The sequence below is a fragment of the Leclercia sp. Colony189 genome (assembly GCF_009740165.1).
Classification (GTDB): Bacteria; Pseudomonadota; Gammaproteobacteria; order Enterobacterales; family Enterobacteriaceae; genus Enterobacter.
Genome location: NZ_CP046557.1, coordinates 1,657,767 through 1,684,112, shown reverse-complemented (window position 1 = coordinate 1,684,112; position 26,346 = coordinate 1,657,767). Strand labels below are relative to the sequence as shown.

At 56.9% G+C, this 26,346-nt stretch carries 20 protein-coding genes; 5 read left to right on the top strand and 15 right to left on the bottom strand.

The window, feature by feature from the left end; translation table 11 throughout:
- Window positions 1–37: 37 nt before the first annotated feature.
- From pncB to GNG29_RS07825, 4 genes are all read left to right on the top strand, one after another.
- Window positions 38–1,240 (top strand): nicotinate phosphoribosyltransferase, encoded by a 1,203-nt coding sequence (pncB, locus tag GNG29_RS07840; protein ID WP_103178940.1) that lies wholly within the window; start codon window positions 38–40, stop codon window positions 1,238–1,240.
- A 162-nt stretch (window positions 1,241–1,402) separates the two neighbouring features.
- A complete protein-coding gene (asnS, locus tag GNG29_RS07835) occupies window positions 1,403–2,803 on the top strand; it encodes an asparagine--tRNA ligase (protein ID WP_103178939.1) in 1,401 nt (466 codons plus the stop codon).
- 605 nt (window positions 2,804–3,408) lie between these two features.
- Window positions 3,409–4,488, top strand: coding sequence for a porin (locus GNG29_RS07830; protein WP_103178938.1), 1,080 nt, complete (start codon window positions 3,409–3,411; stop codon window positions 4,486–4,488).
- A 184-nt stretch (window positions 4,489–4,672) separates the two neighbouring features.
- Window positions 4,673–5,863: an amino acid aminotransferase gene (locus GNG29_RS07825; protein ID WP_103178937.1), complete on the top strand. Its 1,191-nt coding sequence runs from the start codon at window positions 4,673–4,675 to the stop codon at window positions 5,861–5,863.
- A gap of 111 nt (window positions 5,864–5,974) precedes the next feature.
- Here GNG29_RS07825 and GNG29_RS07820 read toward each other — a convergent pair whose 3' ends face one another.
- The 7 genes from GNG29_RS07820 to cmoM all read right to left on the bottom strand — a co-directional run bounded on the left by GNG29_RS07820 (window position 5,975) and on the right by cmoM (window position 16,609).
- The gene (locus GNG29_RS07820) at window positions 5,975–6,622 is read right to left on the bottom strand and encodes an MBL fold metallo-hydrolase (protein ID WP_103178936.1); all 648 of its coding nucleotides are present in this window, start codon (window positions 6,620–6,622) and stop codon (window positions 5,975–5,977) included.
- An 18-nt stretch (window positions 6,623–6,640) separates the two neighbouring features.
- Window positions 6,641–7,189, bottom strand: a complete 549-nt coding sequence (locus tag GNG29_RS07815) for a YcbK family protein (RefSeq protein WP_103178935.1) — start codon at window positions 7,187–7,189, stop codon at window positions 6,641–6,643.
- Window positions 7,190–7,367: 178 nt separating this feature from the next.
- Entirely contained in the window at window positions 7,368–9,188 is a 1,821-nt protein-coding gene (gene ldtD, locus GNG29_RS07810) for a L,D-transpeptidase (protein ID WP_156654215.1), read from the bottom strand.
- A gap of 183 nt (window positions 9,189–9,371) precedes the next feature.
- Window positions 9,372–13,820, bottom strand: coding sequence for a chromosome partition protein MukB (gene mukB / locus GNG29_RS07805; protein WP_103178933.1), 4,449 nt, complete (start codon window positions 13,818–13,820; stop codon window positions 9,372–9,374).
- Window positions 13,820–14,524 carry a chromosome partition protein MukE gene (gene mukE / locus GNG29_RS07800; protein ID WP_103178932.1) on the bottom strand — a complete coding sequence of 235 codons (705 nt, stop codon included), beginning with the start codon at window positions 14,522–14,524 and terminating at the stop codon, window positions 13,820–13,822. Before mukE ends, mukB begins: the two co-directional genes overlap by 1 nt.
- A complete protein-coding gene (gene mukF / locus GNG29_RS07795; protein WP_103178931.1) occupies window positions 14,505–15,827 on the bottom strand; it encodes a chromosome partition protein MukF in 1,323 nt (440 codons plus the stop codon). Before mukF ends, mukE begins: the two co-directional genes overlap by 20 nt.
- Entirely contained in the window at window positions 15,824–16,609 is a 786-nt protein-coding gene (gene cmoM, locus GNG29_RS07790) for a tRNA uridine 5-oxyacetic acid(34) methyltransferase CmoM (RefSeq protein WP_103178930.1), read from the bottom strand. The genes mukF and cmoM overlap by 4 nt, the downstream gene beginning before the upstream one ends.
- A gap of 124 nt (window positions 16,610–16,733) precedes the next feature.
- Between cmoM and elyC the strand changes: the two genes are divergently transcribed.
- Complete coding sequence (gene elyC / locus GNG29_RS07785; protein WP_103178929.1) at window positions 16,734–17,513, top strand: envelope biogenesis factor ElyC; 780 nt, start codon at window positions 16,734–16,736, stop codon at window positions 17,511–17,513.
- Here the strand turns inward: elyC and GNG29_RS07780 are convergent.
- From GNG29_RS07780 to ihfB, 8 genes are all read right to left on the bottom strand, one after another.
- Window positions 17,490–18,383 carry a YcbJ family phosphotransferase gene (locus GNG29_RS07780; protein WP_103178928.1) on the bottom strand — a complete coding sequence of 298 codons (894 nt, stop codon included), beginning with the start codon at window positions 18,381–18,383 and terminating at the stop codon, window positions 17,490–17,492. The genes elyC and GNG29_RS07780 overlap by 24 nt on opposite strands.
- 138 nt (window positions 18,384–18,521) lie before the next feature.
- A complete protein-coding gene (gene kdsB, locus GNG29_RS07775) occupies window positions 18,522–19,268 on the bottom strand; it encodes a 3-deoxy-manno-octulosonate cytidylyltransferase (RefSeq protein WP_156654214.1) in 747 nt (248 codons plus the stop codon).
- Window positions 19,265–19,447, bottom strand: a complete 183-nt coding sequence (gene ycaR / locus GNG29_RS07770; RefSeq protein WP_103178926.1) for a protein YcaR — start codon at window positions 19,445–19,447, stop codon at window positions 19,265–19,267. The genes kdsB and ycaR overlap by 4 nt, the downstream gene beginning before the upstream one ends.
- Window positions 19,448–19,492: 45 nt before the next feature.
- Window positions 19,493–20,722 carry a winged helix-turn-helix domain-containing protein gene (locus tag GNG29_RS07765; protein ID WP_103178925.1) on the bottom strand — a complete coding sequence of 410 codons (1,230 nt, stop codon included), beginning with the start codon at window positions 20,720–20,722 and terminating at the stop codon, window positions 19,493–19,495.
- 15 nt (window positions 20,723–20,737) lie between these two features.
- Window positions 20,738–21,742 (bottom strand): tetraacyldisaccharide 4'-kinase, encoded by a 1,005-nt coding sequence (gene lpxK / locus GNG29_RS07760; RefSeq protein WP_103178924.1) that lies wholly within the window; start codon window positions 21,740–21,742, stop codon window positions 20,738–20,740.
- A complete protein-coding gene (gene msbA, locus GNG29_RS07755) occupies window positions 21,739–23,487 on the bottom strand; it encodes a lipid A ABC transporter ATP-binding protein/permease MsbA (protein WP_103178923.1) in 1,749 nt (582 codons plus the stop codon). Before msbA ends, lpxK begins: the two co-directional genes overlap by 4 nt.
- 36 nt (window positions 23,488–23,523) lie before the next feature.
- Window positions 23,524–25,788: a ComEC family protein gene (locus GNG29_RS07750; RefSeq protein WP_156654213.1), complete on the bottom strand. Its 2,265-nt coding sequence runs from the start codon at window positions 25,786–25,788 to the stop codon at window positions 23,524–23,526.
- Between the two features lie 213 nt (window positions 25,789–26,001).
- Window positions 26,002–26,289, bottom strand: coding sequence for an integration host factor subunit beta (gene ihfB / locus GNG29_RS07745; protein ID WP_039029484.1), 288 nt, complete (start codon window positions 26,287–26,289; stop codon window positions 26,002–26,004).
- Window positions 26,290–26,346: the final 57 nt, after the last annotated feature.

Genomic DNA, 26,346 nt, shown 5'->3' with positions numbered 1-26,346 from the left:
ACTAAACGCTCCCGTGAGAGGATGCTACTGCGCACCTATGACTCAATTCGCTTCTCCTGTTCTGCATACGCTGCTGGATACCGACGCGTACAAACTGCATATGCAGCAAGCCGTTTTCCACCAATACCACGACGTACAGGTCGCGGCTGAATTCCGCTGCCGTGGTGACGATTTGCTGGGGATCTATGCTGACGCCATCCGTGAGCAAGTCGACGCAATGCAGCATCTTCGTCTGCAGGATGATGAATTCCAGTGGCTTTCCAGCCTGCCCTTCTTTAAAGAAGATTACCTTCAGTGGCTGCGCAATTTCCGCTACGACCCGAAACAGGTCAACATCAGCAACGATAATGGCAAGCTACATATTCGCCTTGAAGGTCCGTGGCGGGAAGTGATCATGTGGGAAGTGCCCCTGCTGGCGGTGATCAGCGAGCTGGTGCACCGCTTCCGTTCACCGGAGGCGAGCGTTGAGCTGGCTCTGACGACGCTGGAACAGAAGCTGGTTGATTTTGCCCGGCTGACCGACTCGCTGGATATGTCGCGTTTCCGTCTGATGGATTTTGGCACCCGTCGCCGTTTCTCCCGCGAGGTGCAACAGGCCATTGTCGAGCGTTTGCAGCAGGAGCCGTGGTTTGTCGGCACCAGCAATTACGATCTGGCCCGCCGTCTGAACCTGACCCCAATGGGCACCCAGGCGCACGAGTGGTTCCAGGCGCATCAGCAGATCAGTCCGGAGCTGGCGACCAGCCAGCGTGCGGCGCTGGCCGCCTGGCTTACAGAGTATCCGGCGCAGCTCGGCATCGCCTTAACCGACTGTATTACCATGGACGCCTTCCTGCGTGATTTCGGGCCTGAGTTCGCCAACGCCTATCAGGGGCTGCGCCATGACTCCGGGGATCCGCTGGAGTGGGGTGAGAAAGCGATTGCCCATTATCAAAAGCTGGGCATCGACCCGATGAGCAAAGTGCTGGTCTTCTCAGATAATCTCGACCTGCCAAAAGCGGTAGGCTTGTACCGACACTTCTCCTCGCGCGTAAATCTGGCCTTTGGGATCGGCACCCGTCTGACCTGCGATATTCCGCAGGTAAAACCGCTGAATATCGTGATTAAACTGGTGGAATGTAACGGCAAGCCGGTGGCGAAGCTCTCCGACAGCCCGGGCAAAACCATCTGTCATGACAAAGCCTTCGTGCGGGCACTGCGCAAAGCGTTCGACCTGCCTCAGGTAAAAATCGCCAGCTAATCTCTTCGGGGAGCCTGCCGCGCTCCCTTCTCTTATTTATTTCCTATTTCTTCTCTTATGATTGCGAAATCTGCTTGTCTGATGGCAGATGCCAGGTAACATAGATATCCCCCTGTTTAGGGGGATACAGATTTTATTTTTGGACAACATAGAGAGACTATTATGAGCGTTGTGCCTGTAGCCGACGTACTCCAGGGCCGCGTAGCCGTTGACAGCGAAGTCACCGTGCGCGGATGGGTGCGTACCCGCCGAGATTCAAAAGCTGGCTTTTCATTCCTCGCCGTCTATGACGGTTCCTGCTTTGATCCTGTACAGGCCGTAATTAATAATTCTCTGCCCAATTACAATCAGGAAGTGCTGCGTCTGACCACGGGTTGCTCCGTTGTCGTCACCGGTAAAATCGTGGCTTCTCAGGGCCAGGGTCAGAGCTATGAACTGCAGGCCACCTCCATTGAAGTGACCGGCTGGGTTGAAGATCCAGATACCTACCCGATGGCGGCAAAACGCCACAGCATCGAGTATCTGCGCGAAGTGGCTCACCTGCGTCCGCGTACCAACATGATTGGTGCCGTGGCCCGCGTTCGTCATACGCTTGCACAGGCGCTGCACCGCTTCTTCGACGAGCAGGGTTTCTTCTGGGTCTCCACGCCGCTTATCACCGCCTCTGATACCGAAGGCGCAGGCGAGATGTTCCGCGTCTCCACGCTGGATATGGAAAACCTGCCGCGCACGCCAGAAGGCAAAGTGGATTACGACAAAGATTTCTTTGGTAAAGAGGCCTTCCTGACCGTGTCTGGCCAGCTGAACGGCGAAACCTACGCCTGTGCGCTGTCTAAGATCTACACTTTCGGCCCGACCTTCCGTGCTGAAAACTCCAACACCAGCCGCCACCTGGCAGAATTCTGGATGCTGGAGCCAGAAGTGGCCTTCGCCGATCTCAATGATGTTGCGGGCCTGGCAGAAGCGATGCTGAAGTATGTCTTCAAGGCCGTGCTCACCGAGCGCGCAGACGACATGAAATTCTTCGCCGAGCGCGTCGACAGCGATGCGATTGCCCGTCTGGAGCGTTTCGTCTCTGCTGACTTTGCGCAGGTGGATTACACCGATGCCGTCGCGATCCTCGAGAAATGCGGTGAGAAGTTCGAGAACCCGGTTTACTGGGGCGTCGATCTGGCTTCCGAGCATGAACGTTACCTGGCCGAGAAACACTTCAAGGCGCCAGTAGTAGTTAAAAACTATCCGAAAGACATTAAGGCGTTCTATATGCGCCTTAACGAAGATGGCAAAACCGTTGCCGCGATGGACGTGCTGGCGCCGGGCATCGGTGAAATCATCGGGGGGTCTCAGCGTGAAGAGCGTCTGGATGTGCTGGATGCGCGTATGGCTGAAATGGGCCTCAACAAAGAGGACTACTGGTGGTATCGCGATTTACGTCGCTATGGCACCGTGCCGCACTCCGGTTTCGGGCTCGGCTTTGAGCGTCTGATTGCCTATGTCACCGGCGTTCAGAACGTGCGTGATGTTATTCCTTTCCCGCGTACTCCGCGCAGCGCAACCTTCTAATCCCGTAATACTCAATGGCCAGCTATGCTGGCCATTATTTTATCCTGCCGTGTCAACTTGTGTCAGTTGAAAGTCAGCATCTTTAAAGCGCAACCCCGCCAGATCCTCTACAGTGTTACGCTTTATTTCCATGAAACATCTTTGAACAAAAAATAAACCCTATTCTTATTGCGCCTAATCTCTTTCTTAAGCATTAGCACATTTTTCGCACAAATCCCCGGCTATCCAGACGTCCATCTCCAGAAATAAGAAAAATTGTTCGCTAATGCTTCGGATCATAAAAAAAGTCATTATCTGAAATTAAGATAAGCAATTCATATAGATAGAATATGTGAAGCTTTAAATTTAGCCATTCAACTCTGAACTTTGAGGTGCCTCACAAAGTTCCTTAAAATTCACATTTAGTTACACATATTTTCTTATTGTAACTGATTCTTTATATTTGTAGCACTTTCAGGCTAGCGAAACCGCTATTTGAATGGAAAGATGCCTGTCAGACACATAAAGACACCAAACTCTCATCAATAGTTCCGGAAATATTTATTGACAGAATTTATTGACGGCAGTGGCGAGTGTCATAAAAAAACCAATGAGGGTAATAAATAATGATGAAGCGCAATATCCTGGCAGTGGTTATCCCTGCCCTGCTGGCAGCCGGTGCAGCTAACGCAGCAGAAATCTATAACAAAAACGCTAACAAGCTGGACTTCTACGGTAAAGCTGTAGGTGAGCACATCTGGACCACCAACGGTGACACCAACAACGGTGATACCACCTATGCGCGTATCGGCTTCAAAGGTGAAACTCAGATTAATGACCAGCTGGCCGGTTACGGTCAGTGGGAATACAACATGGACGCTTCTTCCCAGGAAGGCGCTCAGGGCACCAAGACCCGTCTGGCATTCGCAGGCCTGAAAGCTGGTGACTACGGTTCATTCGACTACGGTCGTAACTACGGCGTGTTCTATGATGCGCTGGCTTCTACCGATATGTTCGTTATCTGGGGCGGTGACTCCCTGGCGGCAACCGACAACTTCATGACCGCACGTAGCACCGGTCTGGCTACCTACCGTAACTCTGACTTCTTCGGTCTGGTTGACGGCCTGGCAGTAGGTCTGCAGTATCAGGGTAAAAACGAGTCTGGCCACACCATCAGCCGTCAGAACGGCGACGGCGGCAGCTACTCTCTGGGCTATGACTTCGCTGAAGGCTTCAACGTAACCGCAGCCTACTCTAACTCTGACCGCTCTACTGCGCAGAGTGCAGACAATAAAGGCGAACGTGCTGAAGGCTGGGCAACCTCCCTGAAATATGATGCAAACAACCTGTACGCAGCAGTAATGTACGGCGAATCTCAGAACATGACCCGTGAAAACGACGGCGAGTTCGCGAACAAGACTCAGAACGTTGAAGCTGTGGTTCAGTACCAGTTCGACTTCGGTCTGCGTCCATCCGTGGGTTACGTACAGTCCAAAGGTAAAGATCTGACTGGTCGTAACGGTTTCTCCGGCGGCGATGCTGACCTGGTGAAATACGTAGAAGTGGGTACCTGGTACTACTTCAACAAGAACATGAACGTGTACGCTGCGTACCGCTTCAACCTGCTGGACGACAACAACTACACCGAAGCAACTGGCCTGTCTACCGACGACCAGGCGGGTGTAGGTATCGTTTACCAGTTCTAATCAGTACACCACTTTGTTATATGTCTAAAAAACAGGGCTTCGGCCCTGTTTTTTTATGCCTGAAAGCAAAAAATGGCGACTTTTGAAAAGCCGCACGCTTTTTGTAGCAAACGGTTGGCATTTTGTAGAACTATCGTTAACCTGATAGCGGATTTCACTTCCGTAACCACAATGGAACTTCGTCATGTTTGAGAACATTACCGCCGCCCCTGCCGACCCTATTCTGGGCCTGGCCGATCTGTTTCGTGCCGATGACCGCCCCGGGAAAATTAACCTGGGTATTGGTGTCTATAAAGATGAGACCGGCAAGACCCCGGTACTGACCAGCGTAAAAAAAGCTGAGCAGTATCTGCTGGAAAATGAAAATACCAAAAACTACCTCGGCATCGACGGTATTCCGGAATTTGGTCGTTGCACCCAGGAACTGCTCTTCGGCAAAGGCAGCGCGATTGTCAGCGATAAACGTGCCCGCACGGCACAGACCCCTGGCGGTACTGGCGCACTGCGCGTGGCAGCGGATTTCCTTGCCAAAAACACCAGCGTAAAAACCGTCTGGGTGAGCAATCCGAGCTGGCCGAACCACAAGAGCGTCTTTAACTCTGCGGGTCTGGAAGTGCGTGAATATGCTTACTACGACGCGGCCAACCACTCTCTGGACTTCGACGGCCTGCTGGCCAGCCTGAGCGAAGCGCAGGCGGGCGATGTGGTGCTGTTCCACGGCTGCTGCCATAACCCAACCGGCATTGATCCGACGCTGGAGCAGTGGGAACAGCTGGCGAAACTCTCCGTAGAAAAAGGCTGGCTGCCGCTGTTCGACTTCGCGTATCAGGGCTTTGCCCGTGGTCTGGAAGAAGATGCAGAAGGCCTGCGCGCTTTCGCAGCAGTCCATAAAGAGCTGATTGTTGCCAGCTCTTACTCCAAGAACTTCGGCCTCTACAATGAGCGCGTTGGTGCCTGTACGCTGGTGGCGTCTGATGAGCAGACCGTTGACCGTGCGTTCAGCCAGATGAAATCCGTTATTCGTGCTAACTACTCTAACCCGCCGGCTCACGGTGCGTCTGTAGTGGCGACTATCCTCAGTAATGACGCCCTGCGCGCTATCTGGGAGCAGGAACTGAACGACATGCGTCAGCGTATTCAGCGCATGCGTCAGCTGTTTGTGAACACCCTGGCAGAAAAAGGGGCTGATCGCGACTTCAGCTTTATCATCAAACAGAATGGCATGTTCTCATTCAGCGGCCTGACCAAAGAGCAGGTTCTGCGTCTGCGCGAAGAGTTTGGCGTCTATGCGGTGGCATCAGGTCGTGTTAACGTGGCGGGGATGACGCCGGATAACATGGCGCCACTGTGCGAAGCGATTGTCGCAGTGCTGTAAAAACGCTAAGCCGGGCGCACTGCGTTTGCCCGGCCTACGTGTAGGCCCGGTAAGCGTAGCGCCACCGGGCAATTAAAAAAGCCTGCTTAAAGCAGGCTTTTTTAATTGTGATTACCAGACCGGCAGTTCATCCTGCAGGAATGGGTTGTGCAGCCGTTCGTATCCCAGGGTAGACATCGGGCCATGACCTGAAATAAAGGTCACATCGTCGCCCAGCGGTAATAACTTCTCTTTGATCGAGCGGATCAGCTGGCCGTGATCGCCCCGGGGGAAATCACTGCGCCCTACGCCGCCTTTAAAGATCACATCACCGGAAATCAGCAGGCGCGACTGGTCATCAAAGAAAACAATATGGCCTGGAGTATGCCCTGGACAATGCAAGACCTGTAATGTCACATTGCCCACGTTGACGCTCTCGCCCTCATTCAGCCAGCGATCCGGCGTCAGAGGAAGACATTCATCAAGGCCAAACATGCGGCTTTGCGCCGGCAATCCCTGCAGCCAGAACTCATCTTCTTTTTCCGGGCCAATCACCGGCACGCCATAATGCTGTGCCAGTTCAGCCGCCGCCCCCACGTGATCGAGATGGCCGTGGGTCAACAGGATCTGCATTAAGGTCACGCCAGCGGCAGCGACTTCCTGTTTGATCTTCTCTGCATCGCCACCGGGATCGACCAGGGCTGCCAGTTTGGTTTGTTCACACCAGATAAGCGAACAGTTCTGGGAGAAGGCGGTGACCGGAATAATACGATAGTTCATACTGCTCCTGATTTGTTATTACCAGTGCCGCAATGGCCCGGTATCAATATGCACAAAGTTGCTACGTGGGTAATATCCTACACCACCTGCGCGCATAGATAACGCAGCTTTGCGAACATTGGCTAACGAAATGCCTTCAATATGAAAATCCATCGCCTGCCCTTTGGTGTGATAGCTCTTTTTGGCTACACCGCGGCTGTGGGCACGCAATTCATTATTGGTATCAAGGGAGCGATAGCCGGAAATGAGCTGTACCGGTTTGCGGGTGCCAAGCAAACCCTGCAGGCGGTAAAGCTGGTCAAATAATCCCGGATCGATGGTTTTTACTTTATTGGCGCGGAAATCACGGAAAAAGTGATTCAGCCTGGCTAATTCATCCTGAATATAGCCCCGACCGTCAAAAAACTCAGCTTTGATTGACTCACCTGTGTGCAGGTTATTAAGCGTCAAAATACGTGGTCGAGGGGTAGAGAGCGTGGCAAATGATGGCGTAGGTAAGATGGCCGCGCCCAGCGCAATGCCACCTAACGCCAACAACTTACGGCGATTAGCGTCGAATTTGTCCATGGTAATCAGGTCTACAGGTCAATGTTATCGTATAGATGCTTTACAGCGCACGAAGGGCACATTACCGGGCAAACCTGTCATCGTCAAGGCACCACAACCCAGGAAAGACGGGGCTTGCAACCGCAAGACCCCGTTTATTTTCCCACTTAGACTACCGGAATTTTCCGAACTTCTTCATTTATCTGATCAATTGCTCTGCTTTGGGCAGAATTTGTGTGTTGGACCGGGCAGTCTCATCATAATTGTAAATATCTGTACGGTACTGCGTTCGACCGTCTTTGCCGACGAAGGCGGTAAGATAGTACAGATTAACCGGAATATTCTGGCGGATATTCACATATCGCGTGTCACCCTGCTTCAGCGCATCCGAGATACGTGTGTCGTTCCAGCCTGCATCCTGTAACAACATATTTGCCAGTTCTGACGCTTTATTGACGCGCACACAACCGGAGCTGAGCGCACGCGCATCTTTCTGGAACAGGTTGTGGTTCGGCGTATCGTGCAGATAGATGGCATCCGAGCTTGGCATATTGAATTTATACCGACCCAGCGAGTTGTGTGCACCCGGTGCCTGCTGGAAACGGAAGGGTAAATTCGCCGGCGTGATGGTCGCCCAGTCGACTTGCCACGGATCTATCGCCTCTTTACTGTTCCAGCCGCGCAGCACGGTATAGTTATGGCGTTCAAGATAACCCGGGTCATTCCACACCTTCGGCAAAATATCTTTGCGCGCCAGCGTCGGCGGCACATTCCACGGCGGGTTAACCACCACATTATTCAGCGCGCTACTCATCATCGGCGTTTTACGATCCGGGCGGCCCACAATCACGCGGGAGGCCAGCACTTCGCTGCCATTCTGGTAATAGACCAGCGAAAAGGCCGGGATATTCACCATGATGCCCGTCGAGAGTGTTCCGGGCAACAAACGCAGGCGCTGGATATTCAACGCCAGCACCCCGGCACGCTGCGCAGGAGTCATGTTTAGCGCCTCACGCGTCGCCTGGCCGATAACGCCATCAGCGCCCAGCCCCTGGCTGGTCTGGAAGGCTTTTACCGCTTCAACCAGGCTGCGGTCATAGGAGGCCGGCTTGCTGGAAACAGACTTCTTCTTTTCGACAGACGGAGCCGATGGACTGACGACCACGCTTTGCGGATCGTCACCCGGCAGGGCAATTTTCGGCCCGCCGTCAATCACGCCGGAACGTTTGAGGATTTCTCGCAACGCGGGTACGTCGCTGCTCCACTGCCCCGGGCTCAGCTTAGCGGTACTCTGGATCTGGGGCCAGGGCTGCGTGTCAGCCACCAGCTCCAGCAGCGACTGGTGCATCACAGCATATTGCGGATGCGTCGGGGCCAGCCCGGCAATGAAGTGCGGCACCGTGCCGTTATCCAGCGCCAGCTGCCACTGGTTAATCACCGACAGCGGCGGTGTCGCCAGCTTGTAAGGCTTATTGCTGTAGAGCCAGCGGTTGCCGTTGACCGGGATCCCCGCCACAAACTGCAGATAGCCCATCATCGCATCCGATAGCACCACGTCACGCGCCATTCCGGTGACGGCAGGCTGGGTCAGCAACTCGACCCAGGCAGTAAACTGCGGCTGAAATCCGGCGATGGCGACTTCAGCCAGCTGCTGCTGGAACGCGCGCACGGCTTCACGATCGTCCCACATCGGCTTCATGTCACGCGCGGCATACAGCAGCGTAAGTTGATTGAGATAGGCCGGGGTGTAGCCGGCAGGCAGCGCCGCAAGCAATTCCTGACGGCGTTGCTCTGCATTGATATCCGCAGGCAGCGGCCGGATACCGGCCATTATGGCGGTGGCAGGCGATTGTTCAAGCGGCTGGGACAGCGCAGTCGGTTGCGCGCCCACCGTGGCGGAGCTATCGACAGGAACCAGCTCGGGCTCATCCGCCCGCGCACTAAACAGCGGAGCAACTAACACCGTCAAACACAAACTGAGTGCCGACAGCTGACGACCATACATATTATTCAGCAACATCCCTTGCCCCCTGTTTGCTATACGTCACGCCCTCATCACCGGGGCTTCACTTCATTATAGAAAGGCAGACCGGCACCAGCCTTACCTTATGTAAAGAAGTTTAAAGTTAACGCAGCCGCCAGTACAAGCTCAAGGAATAAAAAAAGGCGGCCCGGGGGCCGCCATCGCTAATTTTCAGATTCCTCAGGAGGCGTCAGCCGTTCCGGGCAAGGACTCAGGCGGCTGCGGGGCAAAGCCGCGCAGACCCACAACGTGGACATGCTCGCTGTTCTGATAGACCTTACGCACCAGTTTATAGGTGGTGCCTTTCTCCGGACTGATATTTTCCGGCGCCGCGATAATCAGCTGCATATCCAGACGATCGCACAGCTCAAACAGCGTGGCGATCGAACGGGCATCCAGACGCGCCGCCTCATCAAGGAACAGCAGGCGGCATGGAGAGATATCCTTGCCGCGCAGACGGCGGGATTCATCTTCCCAGCTCTGGACCACCATCACCAGAATCGACATCCCGGTACCGATCGCTTCCCCGGTCGACAGGGCGCCCGATTCCGCGCGCAGCCAGCCGTCAGAACCACGGTTAACTTCCACTTCCATCTCGAGATAGTTACGGTAGTCCAGCAGCTCCTCACCGATGGTCTGCGGCGTGCGCTGGCCCATGTCGATCTGCGGGTTCAGACGCTGATACAGCTTCGCCAGCGCTTCGGAGAAGGTCAGGCGGTTGCTGTTGAACAGATCCTGATGCTGCTCGTGCTGCTCGGCCAGCACGTCAAGCAGCGTGGCGTGGGCTTCACGCACGTTGACGTTCAGCCGCACGCTGTTAACCTGACCGAAGGAGACGCTCTGCAGCCCCTGGTTCAACTGACGAATACGGTTCTGCTCGCGCTGGATCGTCTTACGGATGATATTGGCCACGCTGCGGGAGCTGATCGCCAGCTTCTGCTCACGTGAGGTCAGCTCTTCCGTCAGACGGCCCAGTTCAATCTCCATCTGTTCAATGGCTTCAACCGGGTCATCGGTGCGAATAATATCCTGGCGAATACGCTCGCGCAGGTGCTGATAGACCGCCACGAAGAACTGAATTTTGCGCTCAGGGCGCTTCGGATCTTCCGACATGCGCAGCACATCGCGCAGGTGTTCGTTATCCGCCACCGCCAGACGCAGCGCACCCAGCGCCTTATCCGACATAGAACGCAGCTCATCGCCGGAGAGATAGGCCAGCTCGCGGCGGTGCAGACGGCGTTCAACACCATTGTCTTTCACCATTCGCATCACGGCGCACCAGCCCGCTTTGGCGGTCACCACCTGCTCGCGCTTCTCGTGGTAGTCACGTTCCAGCTTGCGCAGACGGCGGGTCAGGTTGTCCATCTCCGCTTCACAGAAGGTGAGCGCTTTTTCCAGCTGGTTGCGGCGGGCGCGGTTATTGCTGAGCTGGGCATGGAGTTCGTCGCGACGAATGCGCGCCCGCTCCTCCGCCCCGCTGTCGGCCCGCACGCCGATATCCTGCAGCTCTTTATGCAGGTCGGTCAGCAGCTCTTTCTTGGTATCAAACGAGCTTTTCAGCGACGCCAGCACCTGATTGTACTGGTTCAGCTGCGCGGCATGGCTACGCATCGCCTCACGGGCGCGGGTACGCTCCATTTCCGCCTGCTCCAGACGCTGGCGCAGCTTCTCGTTCAGGTCGCTGTTGCCGTTCAGCATCTCCGCTGAGTCGGAGTAGCTGAAGTGCGCCCGGCGCTGGGAAACTTCGGTCAGGGCAAACGCCTGCTGACGCGCTTCGCGCTGGACCTGCTGGGACCAGGCATAATCTTCTTTCAGCTGTTCGAACTGTTCCGGGTCGCTCTGCAGCACTGAGACCATCGGCTCCAGCTTCGCCAGCTGATTGCCGTACTGCTGGACAAAGCGCGCGGCTTCCTGCGCTTCGTCGAGACGCTCCTGGATCTCATCCACCCGATCGGCGAGGGTGTCATCTGCCAGCAGGTTCAGGCGCGGCAGAATGCGGTTAAGGGCAGCGACGCCCTCTTTAGCCTGCTCGAACTGGAGGCGGCTCTGCTGGTTATCATTTTCGTGGGCTGAAATCGCGCGTTCAAGCTCGGTACGACGGGTGGTGAACTTGCGGATCTCGGCTTCCGGATCGGCCTCAAAGGCCACGGCCAGATGGCTACCGATAAAGCGGCTGAACGCCTGGTGCAGACGCTGGGTTTTTTGCACGTCGAACGAGAGCGTCGCAAAACGTTCTGATAGCGCTTCACGCTCGGTATGCAGGCTCTCAATACGGCTTTCACGGGCCGCGCGGCCAAACAGCGGCAGCGCCGGGAAGCGCGAATAGCGCCACTGGCGATCGGCGATTTTCACCACCACCGCTTTTTCCAGCTCGTCGACGCCAAAGACGCTGTCATCGAACGACTGCGGATCCCCTTCGATCAGATAGAGATCTTCCGGGCAATCTTCCAGCCCTTCGAGCTGGTCCGCGATCAGCGACAGATCCGGCACCACAATCGCGTGGCGGGATGGACCATACAGCGCCGAGTAGTACGGGGCATCTTCCAGGCTGACGTCGTCATAAATCTCTGACAGCAGCACGCCGCCAAAACGCTCTGCAAGGGTGTTCAGACGGGCATCTTCCGCACCACCCGGCTGGCTTAAACGTTCGATTTCGTCGTCGACGGCGCGCTTACGCGCACCCACTTCGTCACGTTCAACAATTGCTTCGCGTTCACGCTCCAGCAGCTGCTGCAGATACTCCGTGACCTCCTGGCTGGATTCGAAGGTTTCGCCACACTGCTCGCTGAGCTGGCTGAGGCTGCTCTGGGCGGCCAGCCAGACTGGGGCGCGCTGCATCAGCGTCTGAATACGCGACTGTAGCTGCTCCATCTCCTGACGCAGCGCCATACGCTGTTCACTGGCACTGGATACGCTGTCGGACAGCGACGCGATACGGGCTTCCAGCTCCTGATGCAGGCTTTCCAGATCGTCAATATCGACCCGTTTACCCTGACGCTTGCAGAACTCAGCCAGCAGGCGTTCCGCCTCCTGCTGTTCACGCAGGCGCTGCTCCAGCTCGTTCAGGCGCATACGCAGCGGCTGAACCTGTTCCGCCAGGTGGCGCTGGTTAACGCCATCACGCAGCAGCTCGCGGGCCACTTCCCACGCTTCGGCGCGCGCCAGCGGGCCGTTAATCGCGGCCACCAGCTGGTATGCCTGTTCAAACTGGCTGTGCGCAGTTTGCGCCACGCTCATTTTCTGCTCGAGATTCAGCAGTTTTTCTGTAGCTTCCTGCTCTTTGGCCTGGAAAGTCTCCAGCCACTGATCCGCGCTCTCTGGCGTCAGGTCCGGCAGGTGGCAAAGCGCTTTTGCACGTTCCAGCGCCTGCAACGCCTGATTGTACTGAATGGCGCGGGTTTGCTGGACGTCGAGCGCCTGCTGATAGTCAGCAAGCTGGCTTTTCAGCTCATCCACTTCCAGCTCGGCGGCTTCGGCCCGGGCTTCGTTCTCTTCCTGCTTGTCGGCAGCTTCCGCCACCACTTCGTTCTGCTCTTCCAGACGAATTTGCAGTTCATCGAGATCCGCTTCGTAGCGCTCGATTTTTTCCTGCTGACGCAGCGCGGTCTGCACCAGGTTCAGGTGATCGCTGGCGGCCTGATAGTCGGCCTCCAGATCCCCTTCTGCCCCGTTATGCTCGGACAGCTCGCGGGCCATCTCGACGTGCTTGTACTGCTCAGAGGCCAGCTGCTGGCGGGAGGTGAAGAGCTCACGGCGATACTCGAGAGCCTGATCGAGATGAATGCGGCGCTCGTTGGCGTGGCGCATGTAGTCCGCCGCCACATAGTTGGTGGCTTCGCTGATCAGGTGCTTGAACAGGTCACGGTCAGACTGCGTGACGCGAATGGCTTCCAGCGTCATACGGTTTTCACGCAGCGCCGCTTCCATGTCCTGGAACGCCTTACGCACACCGCTGTTTTCCGGTAACAGGTAATCACGCAGGGAGCGGGTAATGGCGCTGGAGATCCCGCCGTAGAGCGAGGCTTCGATCAGACGATAATATTTACTGCGGTCCGAGGCAGAGCGCAGACGACGGGCGACGATGCCCAGATCGAACATCAGCGAGTGGTATTCGGTGATGGAGTTGAACTGCTTAAACTGCACGCCTTCGATGGCTTCCAGCTTGTCTTTCAGCTCCTGCAGCGTCAGTACGCGCGCCTGGCGTTCGTTCAGGGTTTCCGTCAATAGCGCGGTGGGCTGAACGGAGGTTGGCAGCCCCTGAATGGCGAACGGTTTGATATCCACTTTACGGTCGCGACCGGCGACCTGCTGCAAGCGGACGCCAACCACCACGCGCTGATGGCGGGAGTTGATCACGTCCAGCACGGAGTAACAGACACCCGCCTTCAGCTTACCGTGCAGACCCTTATCGCGGGAACCGCTGGTCGCGCCAGCTTCGGTGGTGTTACGGAAGTGCAGCAGGGTTAAGTCCGGGATCAGCGCCGTGACGAAGGCCGCCATGGTGGTGGATTTCCCTGCCCCGTTACCGCCCGAGAGCGTGGTCACCAGCTCATCGAGATCAAAGGTGCGGGCAAAGAAACCGTTCCAGTTAACCAGCGTCAGTGAGCGAAATTTACCGCGTTCAATCATTACTCTTCCTCCCCGCTATCCGGCTGATTGTCTTCATGCTCGTCATTGAGCTGCAGATGGTTTTCCACCGGCATCGCTTCGCCATCACGGATCATGCGCAGCTGCGCTTCGCGGGCGTCATCGCCCACGCGCACGTCGGCACCGAAGCGGAACACAGATTCAGTGATGCGGAATTTGCTGCTGTCATGGCCCATAAACCACACCATCCCCAGACGGCGCAGACGGTTCAGGGAGGAGCGCACTTTTTCCTGTAACTTCTGACGGTCCACGTCCGAGCCGGTGGAGCGGTTGTTTACCAGCTTCAGCAGCTTGCCTTCGTCCGCCAGGGTCATCAGCTCGTCATAGAGCTCCTGCTGGGTGAAGATGCCTTCGTTCGCCAGACGCTCCGGGCTGAGGTAGAGATAGCAGAGAATTTTGCCGACCATCATGTCCAGCTCGGAGAGCACCGAGCGCGGGATAAGCGTGGTGGATCGCGGGCGCAGATAGAAGAACCCCTCCGGCGCGCGGATCAGCTCCACGTTATAGCGGGCGTAAAACTCTTCCAGGTACTCCTGAAAATCCATTAAAAAAGCGTGATTATCCAGCTCGTCGAGACCAATGTGACGACCGGCACGCAGCTGGCTGTCCAGCGCCGGAAAGATCGGATTTGCCAGCGCCTGGGCCAGCTTAACTGGCATCACGTGTTCAATATTTGTCAATGACATGCGCCTGTACCTTGGCTCCGTAATCGTTGATCGGCTGCCACTTCGGCGGCAGGCCGGTGAAATCTGCTTGCGCGACGCCCAGGCGTACCGCCTGATCGACCACGATGCGGGCGATATCGAAATGGCGGGCACGCGGGTATTGTGCGAGGTAGTCGCGCACCACCAGACCGAGATCGAGTGGTTTGTTTTTGGTTTTGAAGATCGCCAGTTGCTCCTCGATCATCGCGGCAAGCTGTTCCCGTATTTCGTTAAACTCTTCATATTCCAGATCGGCTGGCAGCTCGCCGGTGACCTCTTCGTCGCGCAGGCTCATCTCTTCGTCACGCATATCGAGCAGGCGGTCAGCGCTGGCGTAGGTCAGCGCCCACGGCGCATCGAAATAGGTCTGTACCGACTGGCGCAGACGCTGGGCAAACACGCGGTTTTTATCCATATCGATAGCGGTTCGGATAAATTTATGCACGTGGCGGTCATAGCCGATCCACAGGTCAATCGCCTGCTGGCCCCAGCTGATAATACGGTCCAGCTTGCTCTGCAGATCGAAGACCAGGCGATCGACAAAATGCAGATTGTCCTGGGCAAGGGTGGCATCCTGAATGCGCAGCAGGTTGGCCTGCAGCTTGTCGCCCGCAGCCTCCAGCGTATCCTGCAGTTCACGCAGGGTGCCGGAGGTTTCTGACAGCAGCATTTCACAGCTGGAGATTGCCGCCCGCCAGTCTTTGTTCAGAAGCTGGGCGATGTCGTCCTTCACCAGCTGCTGCTGCTCATCCATGATGCGCTGCGTCAAATCGATGCTGTCGAAAATCTCGGCTACTGAATATTTCAGGGGCGCATAGACGTTACGGTGCCAGTGGAACTCGTCACCGCCCTCATCTGCGGCATCGGCTGCACGCTTCAGTTCGCCCGCCACAATGGAGAGCTGCATCGAGAGGCGCAGGGTCGAGAATTCGCGCTGGCGAATGTAGTAGTCGGTAATGCCGATGCCCAGTGGCGTCAGACGATAGATGGCATTCCCTTCTGCCAGCTCGCTGGTAAAGCGGTTCAGCAGACGTTGACGCACCATATCGTTAATCGCGTTATTGGCACGCACATTAATGGTTTCGCTGGTTTGCTCAAACGCATCACTGACATGGCGGAACGCATCCACCAGTTCGCCCTCGCTCATTTCTCCATCCAGCCGTTCGCTGTTCAGCGTGGCGACCGCCAGCAGAAAAGAGAGTCTGTCTACCGGCAGCGAGAGGGAGAAATCGTTTTTTCGGGCCCAGGCAACCAGTTCGGGGACTGTCTGGGAAAATTCACTCATAAGTTATCCTTGCTCTGCGGCTTGCGCGCGGTGACGTGAATGTAGCGGCCAAGGCTAATATAAGGCTCCTGGCGACAGTACCGCGTCTCTAATTCTGTCAGGGCGTCAAAGCACTCATGCTGCTTCTGTTTATCACGCAGATAATCATGAAACACCCTGATGCCGGTTTTCCCGGTAATCTGCCAGCCGGAAGTTTCCAGCCAGCCATAAACCTGCTGCGGGTCGCGCGGAAAGTCCGGTGACAGCGTACGGCGTTTCTTCTTGTACATACCCTGCTGTACATAACCGAAATTACCCACCAGCACATTACGCATTAACAGGCCGTTAGCGTTGTAAAACATCAGCGACAGCGCGCCGCCGGGGCGCAGTATCGACCAGAGCGTCTTCAGCAGCGCCTGGGGTTCGGCTACCCATTCCAGCACCGCATGAGACAATATCAGATCAACCGGGCTTTCCAAATGTTGAGCAATCTCCTGAGCGGCACAATGTATAAATTGCATGTTATCGCTCACACCTTTCTCCACCGCGGCCTGTTCAGCGCGGGCGATCATTTCAGCGGAGAGATCGCAGAGGATAACGTGGTGCCCACGCTCAGCCATTTTTATCGCCGTCTGGCCTTCACCGCCGCCAGCGTCGAGGACACGCAGTTTCTTGTCGCCAAACCCATCCAGCAGGATGTCCAGATCCTGCCAGAGGATCGTCTGCCGCAGACGGCCTTTAGTCGTGCCGTAAATATTGCGGGCAAACTTTTCCGCGATGTCATCAAAATTGCGATCCCGCATTGGGAGAGCTCCACCCACTCACAACAAAACCGCTATTTTGTCACAGCCGGGCGGAGAATGAACCTCTCTGGTGTAATATCGCTGACAATCATCAGCTATATGGTTAAAAAAGGAGCCAGAAAGGATGCTTTTCACCCTAAAAAAATATATTGGCGGCATGATGCTTCCCCTCCCTCTTCTTCTGCTGTGTATCGCACTGGGGCTGGGGTTGCTATGGTTCAGCCGCCATCAGAAAAGCGGCAAAATTTTGGTTACGGCAGGCTGGCTGGCGCTGACGCTGCTGAGCCTGCAGCCGGTCGCGGATGGGCTGTTACGCCCGGTCGAAGACAAATACCCCACCTGGCAGGGAAATGAGAAGGTTAAGTACATCGTGGTGCTCGGCGGGGGCTACACCTGGGATCCACAATGGGCTCCCAGCTCCAATCTGATCAATAACAGCCTGCCGCGCCTCAATGAAGGCATGCGGCTGTGGCTGGCAAATCCCGGGTCGAAGATGATCTTCACCGGGGCGGCAGCACAAAGCAATCCTGTGAGTACCGCCGAAGCGGGCGCGCGCGTGGCGCAGTCGCTGGGCGTGCCGCGCGAGGCGATCATCACTCTCGACAGTCCAAAGGATACCGAAGAGGAAGCCGCCGCGGTGAAGCAGGCGATAGGCGATGCGCCGTTCCTGCTGGTGACCTCAGCCTCTCATTTACCGCGGGCGATGATCTTCTTTGAACGCCAGGGTCTCCATCCTCTACCCGCGCCCGCGAACCAGCTGGCGATTAGCGCCCCGCTTAACCCCTGGGAACGGATCATTCCGTCCCCGGTATGGCTGATGCACAGCGATCGCGTGGGCTATGAAACGCTTGGGCGCGTCTGGCAGTGGCTGAAGGGCCTGTCAGGCGAGCCAGGGAAGCAGTGATTTCGAGGCCAGATCGAAGTTGGCGCGGCTAAAATGCCCGGTATTCACCAGCTGCGCCACTTCGTCCCACAGCGTATAGAGCCAGCGCCGCCAGAGGAACGACTCTGAGACCGGCGCGCGCCGCAGGTAGTGCCAGAGTAAATCCTCCGCCTGCCCGCTCTCGCTCAGGCGAAACAGTTCATACTCCCGGGGGGCCCACAGCATCACGCCGGGCCCGACCATCGCCAGCAGCTGATCGCTGCGGGGATCTTTGAGCATACTGCGCAGCGTAAAATTACCGTGGATCAGCACGCTGTTGTCATTGAATCCTTCAAACAGGGTGGGCAGGCACTCGCGGGTACGAAACAGGATCCGTTTATCCTGCATGGTCAGGCCGGTGTTGTGATACTGGTTTAGCGTCCCCCACAGCACCTCGACCCGCTGGCGGTACCAGAGGGGCCAGAGATTTTCCTGGGTGCTGTCCACCGAGCCGACCAGCCCTCCGCTGTCCAGCCGGTGCCAGGCCAGCAGCGCTTCAACTATCTGATCTTTTAGCTGCTCCCAGCGTTCAGGCGTGCGGGCTGGCGCTTCCACCGGGACACCGCGCAGACGCTCAATCAGCAGGACATCCGGGCCCGGATGTTCTTCGTGGGTCATCACGCCATAAACGGTCGGCATTCTTACCGTGCCGCTGCGGGCCAGCATGGAGATTTTCCACGCCAGCTGTCGGGCCACATCCGGTGAAGAGAAGCTTCGCGCCAGTAACGGCATGGGGTTTCCCTGGCTGTCGTACAGCGACCATAGCGTGGTATCCGCCTTTTCATGCACACATTCCAGACGGCTCAGTTTTTCACCCAGCAGATGGCTGAGTTCGGCTCGCAGCTGTTCCATTTGAGATTACCCCCATTAAGACTACTGCTTTTATAATGAGCGTCTGGCAGGCGGATGTCACCCTCATGAGAAGATTCTGTAGCAGAAATTCAGAAAATTGAGACAAAAAAATCCCCTCAAAAGAGGGGATGACGGGGATTAGCGAAGTTCAGCGCGAACGCGGGCCAGATCGTCTGGCGTATCGACGCCTGTGCCCGGGACCTTATGCGCGACAGCGACGTGGATCTTTTCGCCGTACCACAGCACGCGCAGCTGCTCGAGCATTTCGATGTTCTCCAGCGGGCTCGGCTGCCAGTTGACATAACGGCGGATAAAGCCTGCACGATAGCCATAAATACCCAGATGACGCAGGATGCTGTCACCAATGTTATCCCGGGATTCGGCAAAGCGATCGCGATCCCAGGGGATGGTGGCGCGGGAGAAATAGAGCGCATAGCCTTCAGCGTCCAGTACCACCTTCACCGCATTAGGGTTGAATGCCTCTTCTGCGCTATGAACCGGCACGGCCAGCGTCGCCATGCCCACCTGACGCTGGGCCAGGTTTTCCGCCACCTGACGAATAATGACCGCCGGGATCATCGGCTCATCGCCCTGGACGTTAACAATCACCGTGTCGTCGCTGAAACCGCATTTTTCCACCACTTCGGCCAGGCGCTCAGTGCCGGACTGGTGATCGGCGCGGGTCATGCAGACTTCGCCGCCCGCCGCTTCGACCGCACGCGCCACCTCTTCATGATCGGTGGCGACAATGATCCGCTCCGCGCCGGACTCACGGGCACGTTCAAGCACATGCACGATCATCGGCTTGCCGTTGATATCGACCAGCGGTTTACCCGGCAGACGCGTGGAGGCAAAGCGCGCCGGAATAATGACAACAAAACTCATGGTTTGCTCTCTTCTGGCGCCAGGGCGCGGGCTTCGGTTTCCAGCAGGACGGGAATGCCGTCGCGCAGAGGGAAGGCAAGGCTATCCACTTTGCAAATCAGCTCCTGCTTATCCTGGCTGTAGTAGAGTTTGCCGTTGCACACCGGGCAGGCAATAATTTCCAGTAAACGGTGATCCATAGTTCCTCCGTATCAATAATCGGTAAAGTTTACCATATTCCTTTTTCAGACCGCGTCTATTTCCCAGCCCGTTCGACAGGCGTGAAAAAGTCCGTCAGGAAGATGGCCCAGCGCGATGCGTGTCGCCCCCTGCCAGCCCGCAAAATCACTGATTGCCGTGGCGAGCCCTTTCTCCAGCGCGACGCTTATCCGAACACCCTCTTCAAGATAAAGGGCGATAACCTGTAGCTCGCCGGTTTTGCGGTCCATCCTGGCATCCATCCGCCCTACCAGTTGCCCTCTATGCAACAGCGGCAGAACGAAATAGCCGTACTGGCGTTTCGGCGCCGGGGTATAACACTCCAGCCGGTAGCTGAAGTTAAAGAGCTGTTCCGCACGCTTGCGATCCCAGACCACCGGATCGAAGGGTGAGAGAACGGCGCTATGGGTTGCGGTGAGCTTCCCTTCCTGCGCTTCGTTAAGCAAAGGCAGCAGATCGGCATGCAGCCACATCTCCCCCAGCGTCTCCACCTCGACGCGGACCACCTGCTGCTGCGCCTGCCAGCGCTCAAGCAAGGGAGCCAACGCGGGCTGACGCAGGCGGTAATAGTCGGCCAACCACTGGGGGCGGAAAATGCCTAAGCTGCGGGCGCTGTTTTCCAGCATTATGGCCTCTGCCGCCGCCTGGGTCAGCATATCCCGGCTGTCATCCCACTGGGGCATCACCCGATGCGTGAGATCGTAAACGCGCTGAAAGTTACGCCTTTCGACCACCATCACCTTGCCAGCGGTGAATAATCCCTCAAGATGGCGTTTATGCGGCTTCCACTCCCACCATCCGCTCGTTCCTTTGTGGGGATGTTCAAAATCGGCGGAACGGACAGGGCCTTTCTCCTGAATATGGGCGATAAGCTTTTCTATTTCATCCGCATGTTCCTGCATCCAGGCCTGACTATATTTCCAGCCCATTTTATCGGGCGCGAGCATTCTGTGACGCACCAGCGCAAAGTCGCTGCGCGGCAGGAAACACGCCTCGTGCGCCCAGTACTCCATCAACTCTCCCTGACGCAGGGCGTTATCCAGCCAGTCGGGTGAATAGGGGCCGAGACGGCTGAAGAGCACCAGGTAAGGACTGCGGGCGACGATATTGATGGTGTCGATCTGGAGCAGCGACATGCGCTTGATGGTGGTAAGAATATCGGCGGGTCGGGCGCGACGACGGGGCTTTTTCAAAAGCCCCTGGGCGGCAAGATGCAGATGACGTGCGGCTGAAAGCGTGAGTTGCGGTAAAGCCATGCCTTTTCCTGTCAGTTAGTGCGCGGGCGAAACCTCTTTTACCTGCCCAGCAAGGGCGATAAGCGCCTGGAGCAGTTGTTCAGGCTGTTCACCCTGCAGTTGGGCATCAACCGGTAAATACCACCAGTTATCCCGGGCAAAGGCGCGGCATTTCACCGCATCTTTTTCGGTCATGATCAACGTCTGACCAGGCCCAGTAAACGCCGCAACCTGCTCCAGGCTCAGCGCCTGGTGGTCGGCCAGCGGCACGCTACGCTGAAGTTTGGCGCCGCAGGCTTCGAGGGTAGAGAAAAAGCGCGGAGGATGACCGATACCGGCCATCGCCACCAGATAGTTAAGCTCAGCAACGTCGCGCCGTTCGCCGGTCAGAAGATTCACGGCAAGTCCTGGGTGCAGCTGCATCGGTATCTCCCCCGCCTGCGCCGTACCACCATTGACGATAACCGCATCCACGGACCGCAAACGCGACGCGCGCTCGCGCATCGGTCCGGCAGGTAACCACCAGCCGTTACCAAAGCGGCGGACGCCATCAATCACCACGATCTCTTTATCCCGGGCCAGCGCGTAGTGCTGTAGTCCGTCGTCAGTAATCACGATCTGGACATCCGTCTGGTTCAGCAGAGCCTGCACCGCCTCGCTGCGCACCGGCGAAACCGCTACCGGCACTCCGGTACGCTGAAAGATTAGCACCGGTTCATCCCCCGCTTGCGCCGTGGTGGTTTGCGCGGTCAGCAGCAACGGATAGCGCTCCGCCTTGCCGCCATATCCCCGGGAGACGACCCCCACGCGAATCCCGCGTTTTGTCAGTTGTTCCACCAGCCAGATCACCACCGGCGTTTTACCGTTACCGCCAGCGGTGAGATTGCCTACCACCACCACCGGCACCGGCGCGCGCCAGGCCCGTTTGAGCCCCACTTTATAACTCAGGCGGATCAGGCCGCTGACCAGGCCATACAGCCAGGAGAGCGGCAACAGCAACCGCCAGAGCGGAGACTCACCGGACCAGATACGAGCGATCATTCGCCAAACTGCATTTTATGAAGCTGAGCATATACGCCCTGGTGCGCCAGCAGGTCGGCGTGGCTGCCCCGTTCGACGATGTAGCCATCTTCCACCACCACGATTTCGTCGGCTTTTTCAATCGTCGACAGGCGGTGGGCAATCACCAGTGAGGTACGGTTCTTCTGCAGCTCATCCAGCGCAGACTGGATAGCGCGTTCGGACTCGGTATCCAGCGCCGAGGTGGCTTCATCGAGGATCAGGATTGGGCTGTCACGCAGCAGCGCGCGCGCAATAGCGATACGCTGGCGCTGACCGCCGGAGAGCAGGACACCGTTTTCACCGATAATGGTATCCAGGCCGTTATCCATCTTATTGATGAAGTCCATGGCGTAGGCCATCCGCGCCGCCGCTTCGATCTGCTCACGGCTGTACTCTTCATTCCGGGCATAGGCGATGTTATTAGCCACGGTGTCGTTGAACAGGTGCACATTCTGGGAGACCAGCGCGACCTGATTACGCAGCGACCGCAGGGTGTACTCGCGCAGATCGTGGCCATCAATCAGGATCTCACCCTCATCAATATCGTAGAAGCGGGTGATCAGGCTGGCGATGGTCGATTTACCCGAGCCAGAACGGCCCACCAGGGCCACGGTCTTGCCTGCCGGAATTTTCAGATTGATATTGCGCAGAGCAGGCGTATCACGACCCGGATAGGTAAAGGTCACATTGCGGAACTCCACGTCGCCGGTTGAGCGCTCAATCACGCGTTTGCCTTCGTCTTTTTCCTGTTCGGAATCAAGGATCGCAAACAGCGTCTGGCAGGCTGCCATCCCGCGCTGGAACTGGGCGTTAACGTTGGTTAACGATTTCAGCGGGCGCATCAGGGCAATCATCGACGAGAAGACCACGGTAATGGTACCGGCGGTGAGGGTTTCCATCACGCTCGGGAAGCTGGCGGCATAGAGCACAAACGCCAGCGCCAGGGAGGCGATAAGCTGAATGATCGGATCGGAGATGGAAGAAGCAGACACCATCTTCATCCCCTGCAGACGCATCTTATTGCTGACCTTATCGAAGCGCTTGGTTTCGAGCTCCTGGCCGCCAAAAATCAGCACCTCTTTGTGGCCTTTCAGCATCTGCTCGGCGCTGGTGGTCACCTGCCCCATCGTGTTCTGCATGTTCTTACTGATGCTGCGGAAACGCTTCGAGACGACGCGGATCGCAATCGACACAATCGGCGCCAGCACAATCAGGATCAGCGACAGCTGCCAGCTGTACCAGAACATCAGGGCGAACAGACCAATAATCGACGCCCCTTCACGCACAACGGTGATCAGCGCGCTGGAGGAGGAGGAAGCCACCTGCTCGGAGTCGTAAGTAATGCGCGACAGCAGAGTGCCGGTCGACTGCTTGTCAAAAAACGCGACCGGCATGCCCATCATATGGCTGAACAGGCGGCGGCGCATGGTCATCACCACTTTGCCCGAAACCCAGGAGAGGCAGTAGCTGGAGATATAGCTGGTGATGCCGCGTAAAATCATCAGGCCGATAACCACCAGCGGCATCCATAGCAACACTGAGCGATCCGTTTTACCAAAACCGTCGTCCAGTAACGGTTTGAGGAGCGATAACATGAAGGTATCGCTGGCTGCGTTGAGGATTAACGCTACGCCCGCCACGATTAGGCCCGTTCTGAAGGGTGCAATCACCGGCCAGAGTCGGCGGAAGGTCTGCCACGTGGAGAGATCTTTGTCGTTATGCATTCAAAAAACCAGCATTTGTTGAAATAGCCGCATATTCTACCCGTTATCTCCGGGCGCGCCAAACCACTGATGATACCAACGGGGCAAAATTTGATCCCGTAAGCTATGGATTTGCCAGCCATGTTGCGAAAAAGAAACGGTAAGTTGTCCCAGTCGGGGTGTTGTTAGCCAGCGATACCCCTCCTTTTGGTAGCGGCGAGCCACTTTAAACGAAGGCAGTCGCCACGCGTTATAGCGGGAGGCAGACACCAGAGCGATCTGCCCACCCACGCGCTGCACCAGAGGGAGTGACGAGGAGGTATTACTGCCATGGTGCGGCACCTGGATAAGTGTAGACGCAAGATATTGCCAGTGACGACTGAGCATCGCTTTTTCTCCCTTCGCTTCAATATCGCCGGTTAACAACACGCTATGGGTACCGTCCTCAACTTTAACCACGCAGGAACCGTTATTGCCGCGCTGCGGTTTGTTGGCGAGGGGCCAGTGTGCGCTGAAGGTCAGCCCTCGCCACTGCCAGCGCTCTCCGCGCACACACGGGCCATGCCCGGCCCAGCGCAGCGGGCTTCTTATCCACATAGACGGCCACGCCTTACGTAGCGATACCAGCCCGCCGATATGGTCGAGGTGTTCGTGGCTGATAATCACCCCCTCCGGGCGTAAATGGTGCCACCGTAACCAGGGAATGATCAGCTGTTGCGCACTGTCCCCGCCCGTCCAGGCGGGGCCGGTGTCATAAAGGATCGCTCTCCCCTGCCGCTCGATCACCATTGCCAGCCCCTGTCCGACATCCAGCATATGCACCGCCCAGCCCTCGGTTTTATCAGCCCGCCATAGCGGACTACTTGCCAGCACCAGTGCCGAGACACAGACCACCGGACAGGTACGCGCCCCGCGCAGACGCCAGGCGACAATGGCGGCCCAGGGCAGCAGGGTCAGCCACAGCCAGCGTTTATCGACCGGGATCCAACCGTCAGGCAGCGCGGTTAAAAATCTGAACAGCAGCGACAGTGAGCCATCCGCCAGCGTCCAGACCATATTTTCCGCCCCCGGCCACCTCCAGAGATGCAGCCCCATTCCCAATAAGATCAACGGCACCGAAATAAAGGTTACCAGCGGCACCGCCACCAGATTCGCGACCAGTGAAGAGAGGCTGAAACCATGGAAGACGACAATCTGTACCGGCAGCAACAGCAACAGCATGCCAAGCTGCAGGTGCAGCAAGCTAACCACGGCCCTGACGACCCACGGGCCAGAAAAGCGCGGAGCAGGCACCCACTGATACCAGAAAATCAGCACCGCCACGGCAAAAGCGGACAGTAAAAGACTGTGCGACAGCACGGCCAGCGGATCGGCCAGTAAAATGGCAGCAATGCAGACGCGCCATACCTGCCAGGGCGACCAGAGACGACCGCTCAATTGCAACGCCAGGCAAGCGCCCAGTGAGACGACGGTACGCAACGCAGGAGGCTGCATTCCGGTAAGCCAGGCGTAAAAGGCGGCAAAGCAGAACCCTGCCACCAGCGGGGCTCGCCAGCTTACCCAACGCCCCGGAATGAAAAACTGTATGCCCCGCACCAGCAGCCAGACAACCGACGCCGCCAGGGCTATGTGCAAACCCGAGATCGCCATCAGATGCCCGGTGCCGGTTTCCCGCATCAGATTTTTTATCTCTGGCGTTACCGCCAGCCGCTCTCCCATCCCCAGCCCCAGCAGAACCGGCCCCTGGGTATAGGGAGAAAGTGTGGCCATCAGCGAGGTGAGATAGCGGGCGCGTAAGCTACAGCGAGCATCTGTTACATCGGCATGGGTAAAACGCCCGGTCAGGGGCTGATGCTGTGCCAGGGCATAGCGCTGGGAATCGAACCCGCCATCGTTGAGTTGCCCATGAACGGCGCGTAACGATAAGGTCATCGACCACCGCTGCCCGGCGCAGCCCGGTTGCGGCAGCGTGTTGCCATACAGCGTGACGCCTACTGCTGGCACCATCGCTTTGCCGTTGAGCTGGGTAATACGGGCCCGATAGGCCGCGTCGTTTTCAACCGCTACGATCTCTATCTCCGCTTTCTGCGGACCCCGGGTCAGATGCTGCATTGGCCAGACCGCACTTTGCGCGGCCAGCGCTCCCCAGGCGAAGAAGAGCAGCCAGAAACCACTGTAGCGGGCCACGTTATGACGAATTAAGGCGAGCAGAAATCCGGCAACCGCTATGGCCTGGATAAACGGCAGCGCTGGCAGAGCGGGCAGCCACAGAAGCGGCAGGATAGCCAGGATCAGACATGTCGCTAACGACGTTAAACGCATTTACACCTCCCTGTGTCAGGGCAGTGTGCGTTCAGACGTTACGTCTGTCAGGTGTGAAATCAGGCGGTTGCGACGCAGGCTGGCATAAATCGACGGCATGCAGCAAAAAGCCGTGCAATTTGCGGCGTAGCTTCCGGATAAAAAGGAGAAAAACAAAAAAAGCACCCGCAGGTGCTTTTCTTGTGGTCACTCAGTTTTGCCCGCAGGCGAAACTCAGTTGCCGTAAATATTGGCGCGATCGCGCAGCTCTTTACCCGGCTTAAAGTGCGGAACGTATTTACCTTCCAGCTCTACTTTGTCACCAGTCTTCGGGTTACGCCCGGTACGTGGAGCACGATAGTGCAGAGAAAAACTACCGAAACCGCGGATTTCAATGCGCTCGCCCTGTGCAAGAGTGGTAGCCATATGCTCCAGCATCTCTTTTACGGCATCTTCCACTGCTTTCGCAGGTATATGCGATTGCTGGCTGGCAAGTCTTTCAATCAATTCTGACTTGGTCATGATTCCTCCGGTTCCTTCAAACCAATTAGCTAAACAGCTTAAACAAGGGCGGCCGTA

Bases quoted from the DNA above. Each gene is read 5' to 3' on its own strand.
- pncB (WP_103178940.1), top strand. From the start codon at position 38: ATGACTCAATTCGCTTCTCCTGTTCTGCATACGCTGCTGGATACCGAC.
- asnS (WP_103178939.1), top strand. From the start codon at position 1,403: ATGAGCGTTGTGCCTGTAGCCGACGTACTCCAGGGCCGCGTAGCCGTT.
- GNG29_RS07830 (WP_103178938.1), top strand. From the start codon at position 3,409: ATGATGAAGCGCAATATCCTGGCAGTGGTTATCCCTGCCCTGCTGGCA.
- GNG29_RS07825 (WP_103178937.1), top strand. From the start codon at position 4,673: ATGTTTGAGAACATTACCGCCGCCCCTGCCGACCCTATTCTGGGCCTG.
- GNG29_RS07820 (WP_103178936.1), bottom strand. From the start codon at position 6,622: ATGAACTATCGTATTATTCCGGTCACCGCCTTCTCCCAGAACTGTTCG.
- GNG29_RS07815 (WP_103178935.1), bottom strand. From the start codon at position 7,189: ATGGACAAATTCGACGCTAATCGCCGTAAGTTGTTGGCGTTAGGTGGC.
- ldtD (WP_156654215.1), bottom strand. From the start codon at position 9,188: ATGTTGCTGAATAATATGTATGGTCGTCAGCTGTCGGCACTCAGTTTG.
- mukB (WP_103178933.1), bottom strand. From the start codon at position 13,820: ATGATTGAACGCGGTAAATTTCGCTCACTGACGCTGGTTAACTGGAAC.
- mukE (WP_103178932.1), bottom strand. From the start codon at position 14,524: ATGTCATTGACAAATATTGAACACGTGATGCCAGTTAAGCTGGCCCAG.
- mukF (WP_103178931.1), bottom strand. From the start codon at position 15,827: ATGAGTGAATTTTCCCAGACAGTCCCCGAACTGGTTGCCTGGGCCCGA.
- cmoM (WP_103178930.1), bottom strand. From the start codon at position 16,609: ATGCGGGATCGCAATTTTGATGACATCGCGGAAAAGTTTGCCCGCAAT.
- elyC (WP_103178929.1), top strand. From the start codon at position 16,734: ATGCTTTTCACCCTAAAAAAATATATTGGCGGCATGATGCTTCCCCTC.
- GNG29_RS07780 (WP_103178928.1), bottom strand. From the start codon at position 18,383: ATGGAACAGCTGCGAGCCGAACTCAGCCATCTGCTGGGTGAAAAACTG.
- kdsB (WP_156654214.1), bottom strand. From the start codon at position 19,268: ATGAGTTTTGTTGTCATTATTCCGGCGCGCTTTGCCTCCACGCGTCTG.
- ycaR (WP_103178926.1), bottom strand. From the start codon at position 19,447: ATGGATCACCGTTTACTGGAAATTATTGCCTGCCCGGTGTGCAACGGC.
- GNG29_RS07765 (WP_103178925.1), bottom strand. From the start codon at position 20,722: ATGGCTTTACCGCAACTCACGCTTTCAGCCGCACGTCATCTGCATCTT.
- lpxK (WP_103178924.1), bottom strand. From the start codon at position 21,742: ATGATCGCTCGTATCTGGTCCGGTGAGTCTCCGCTCTGGCGGTTGCTG.
- msbA (WP_103178923.1), bottom strand. From the start codon at position 23,487: ATGCATAACGACAAAGATCTCTCCACGTGGCAGACCTTCCGCCGACTC.
- GNG29_RS07750 (WP_156654213.1), bottom strand. From the start codon at position 25,788: ATGCGTTTAACGTCGTTAGCGACATGTCTGATCCTGGCTATCCTGCCG.
- ihfB (WP_039029484.1), bottom strand. From the start codon at position 26,289: ATGACCAAGTCAGAATTGATTGAAAGACTTGCCAGCCAGCAATCGCAT.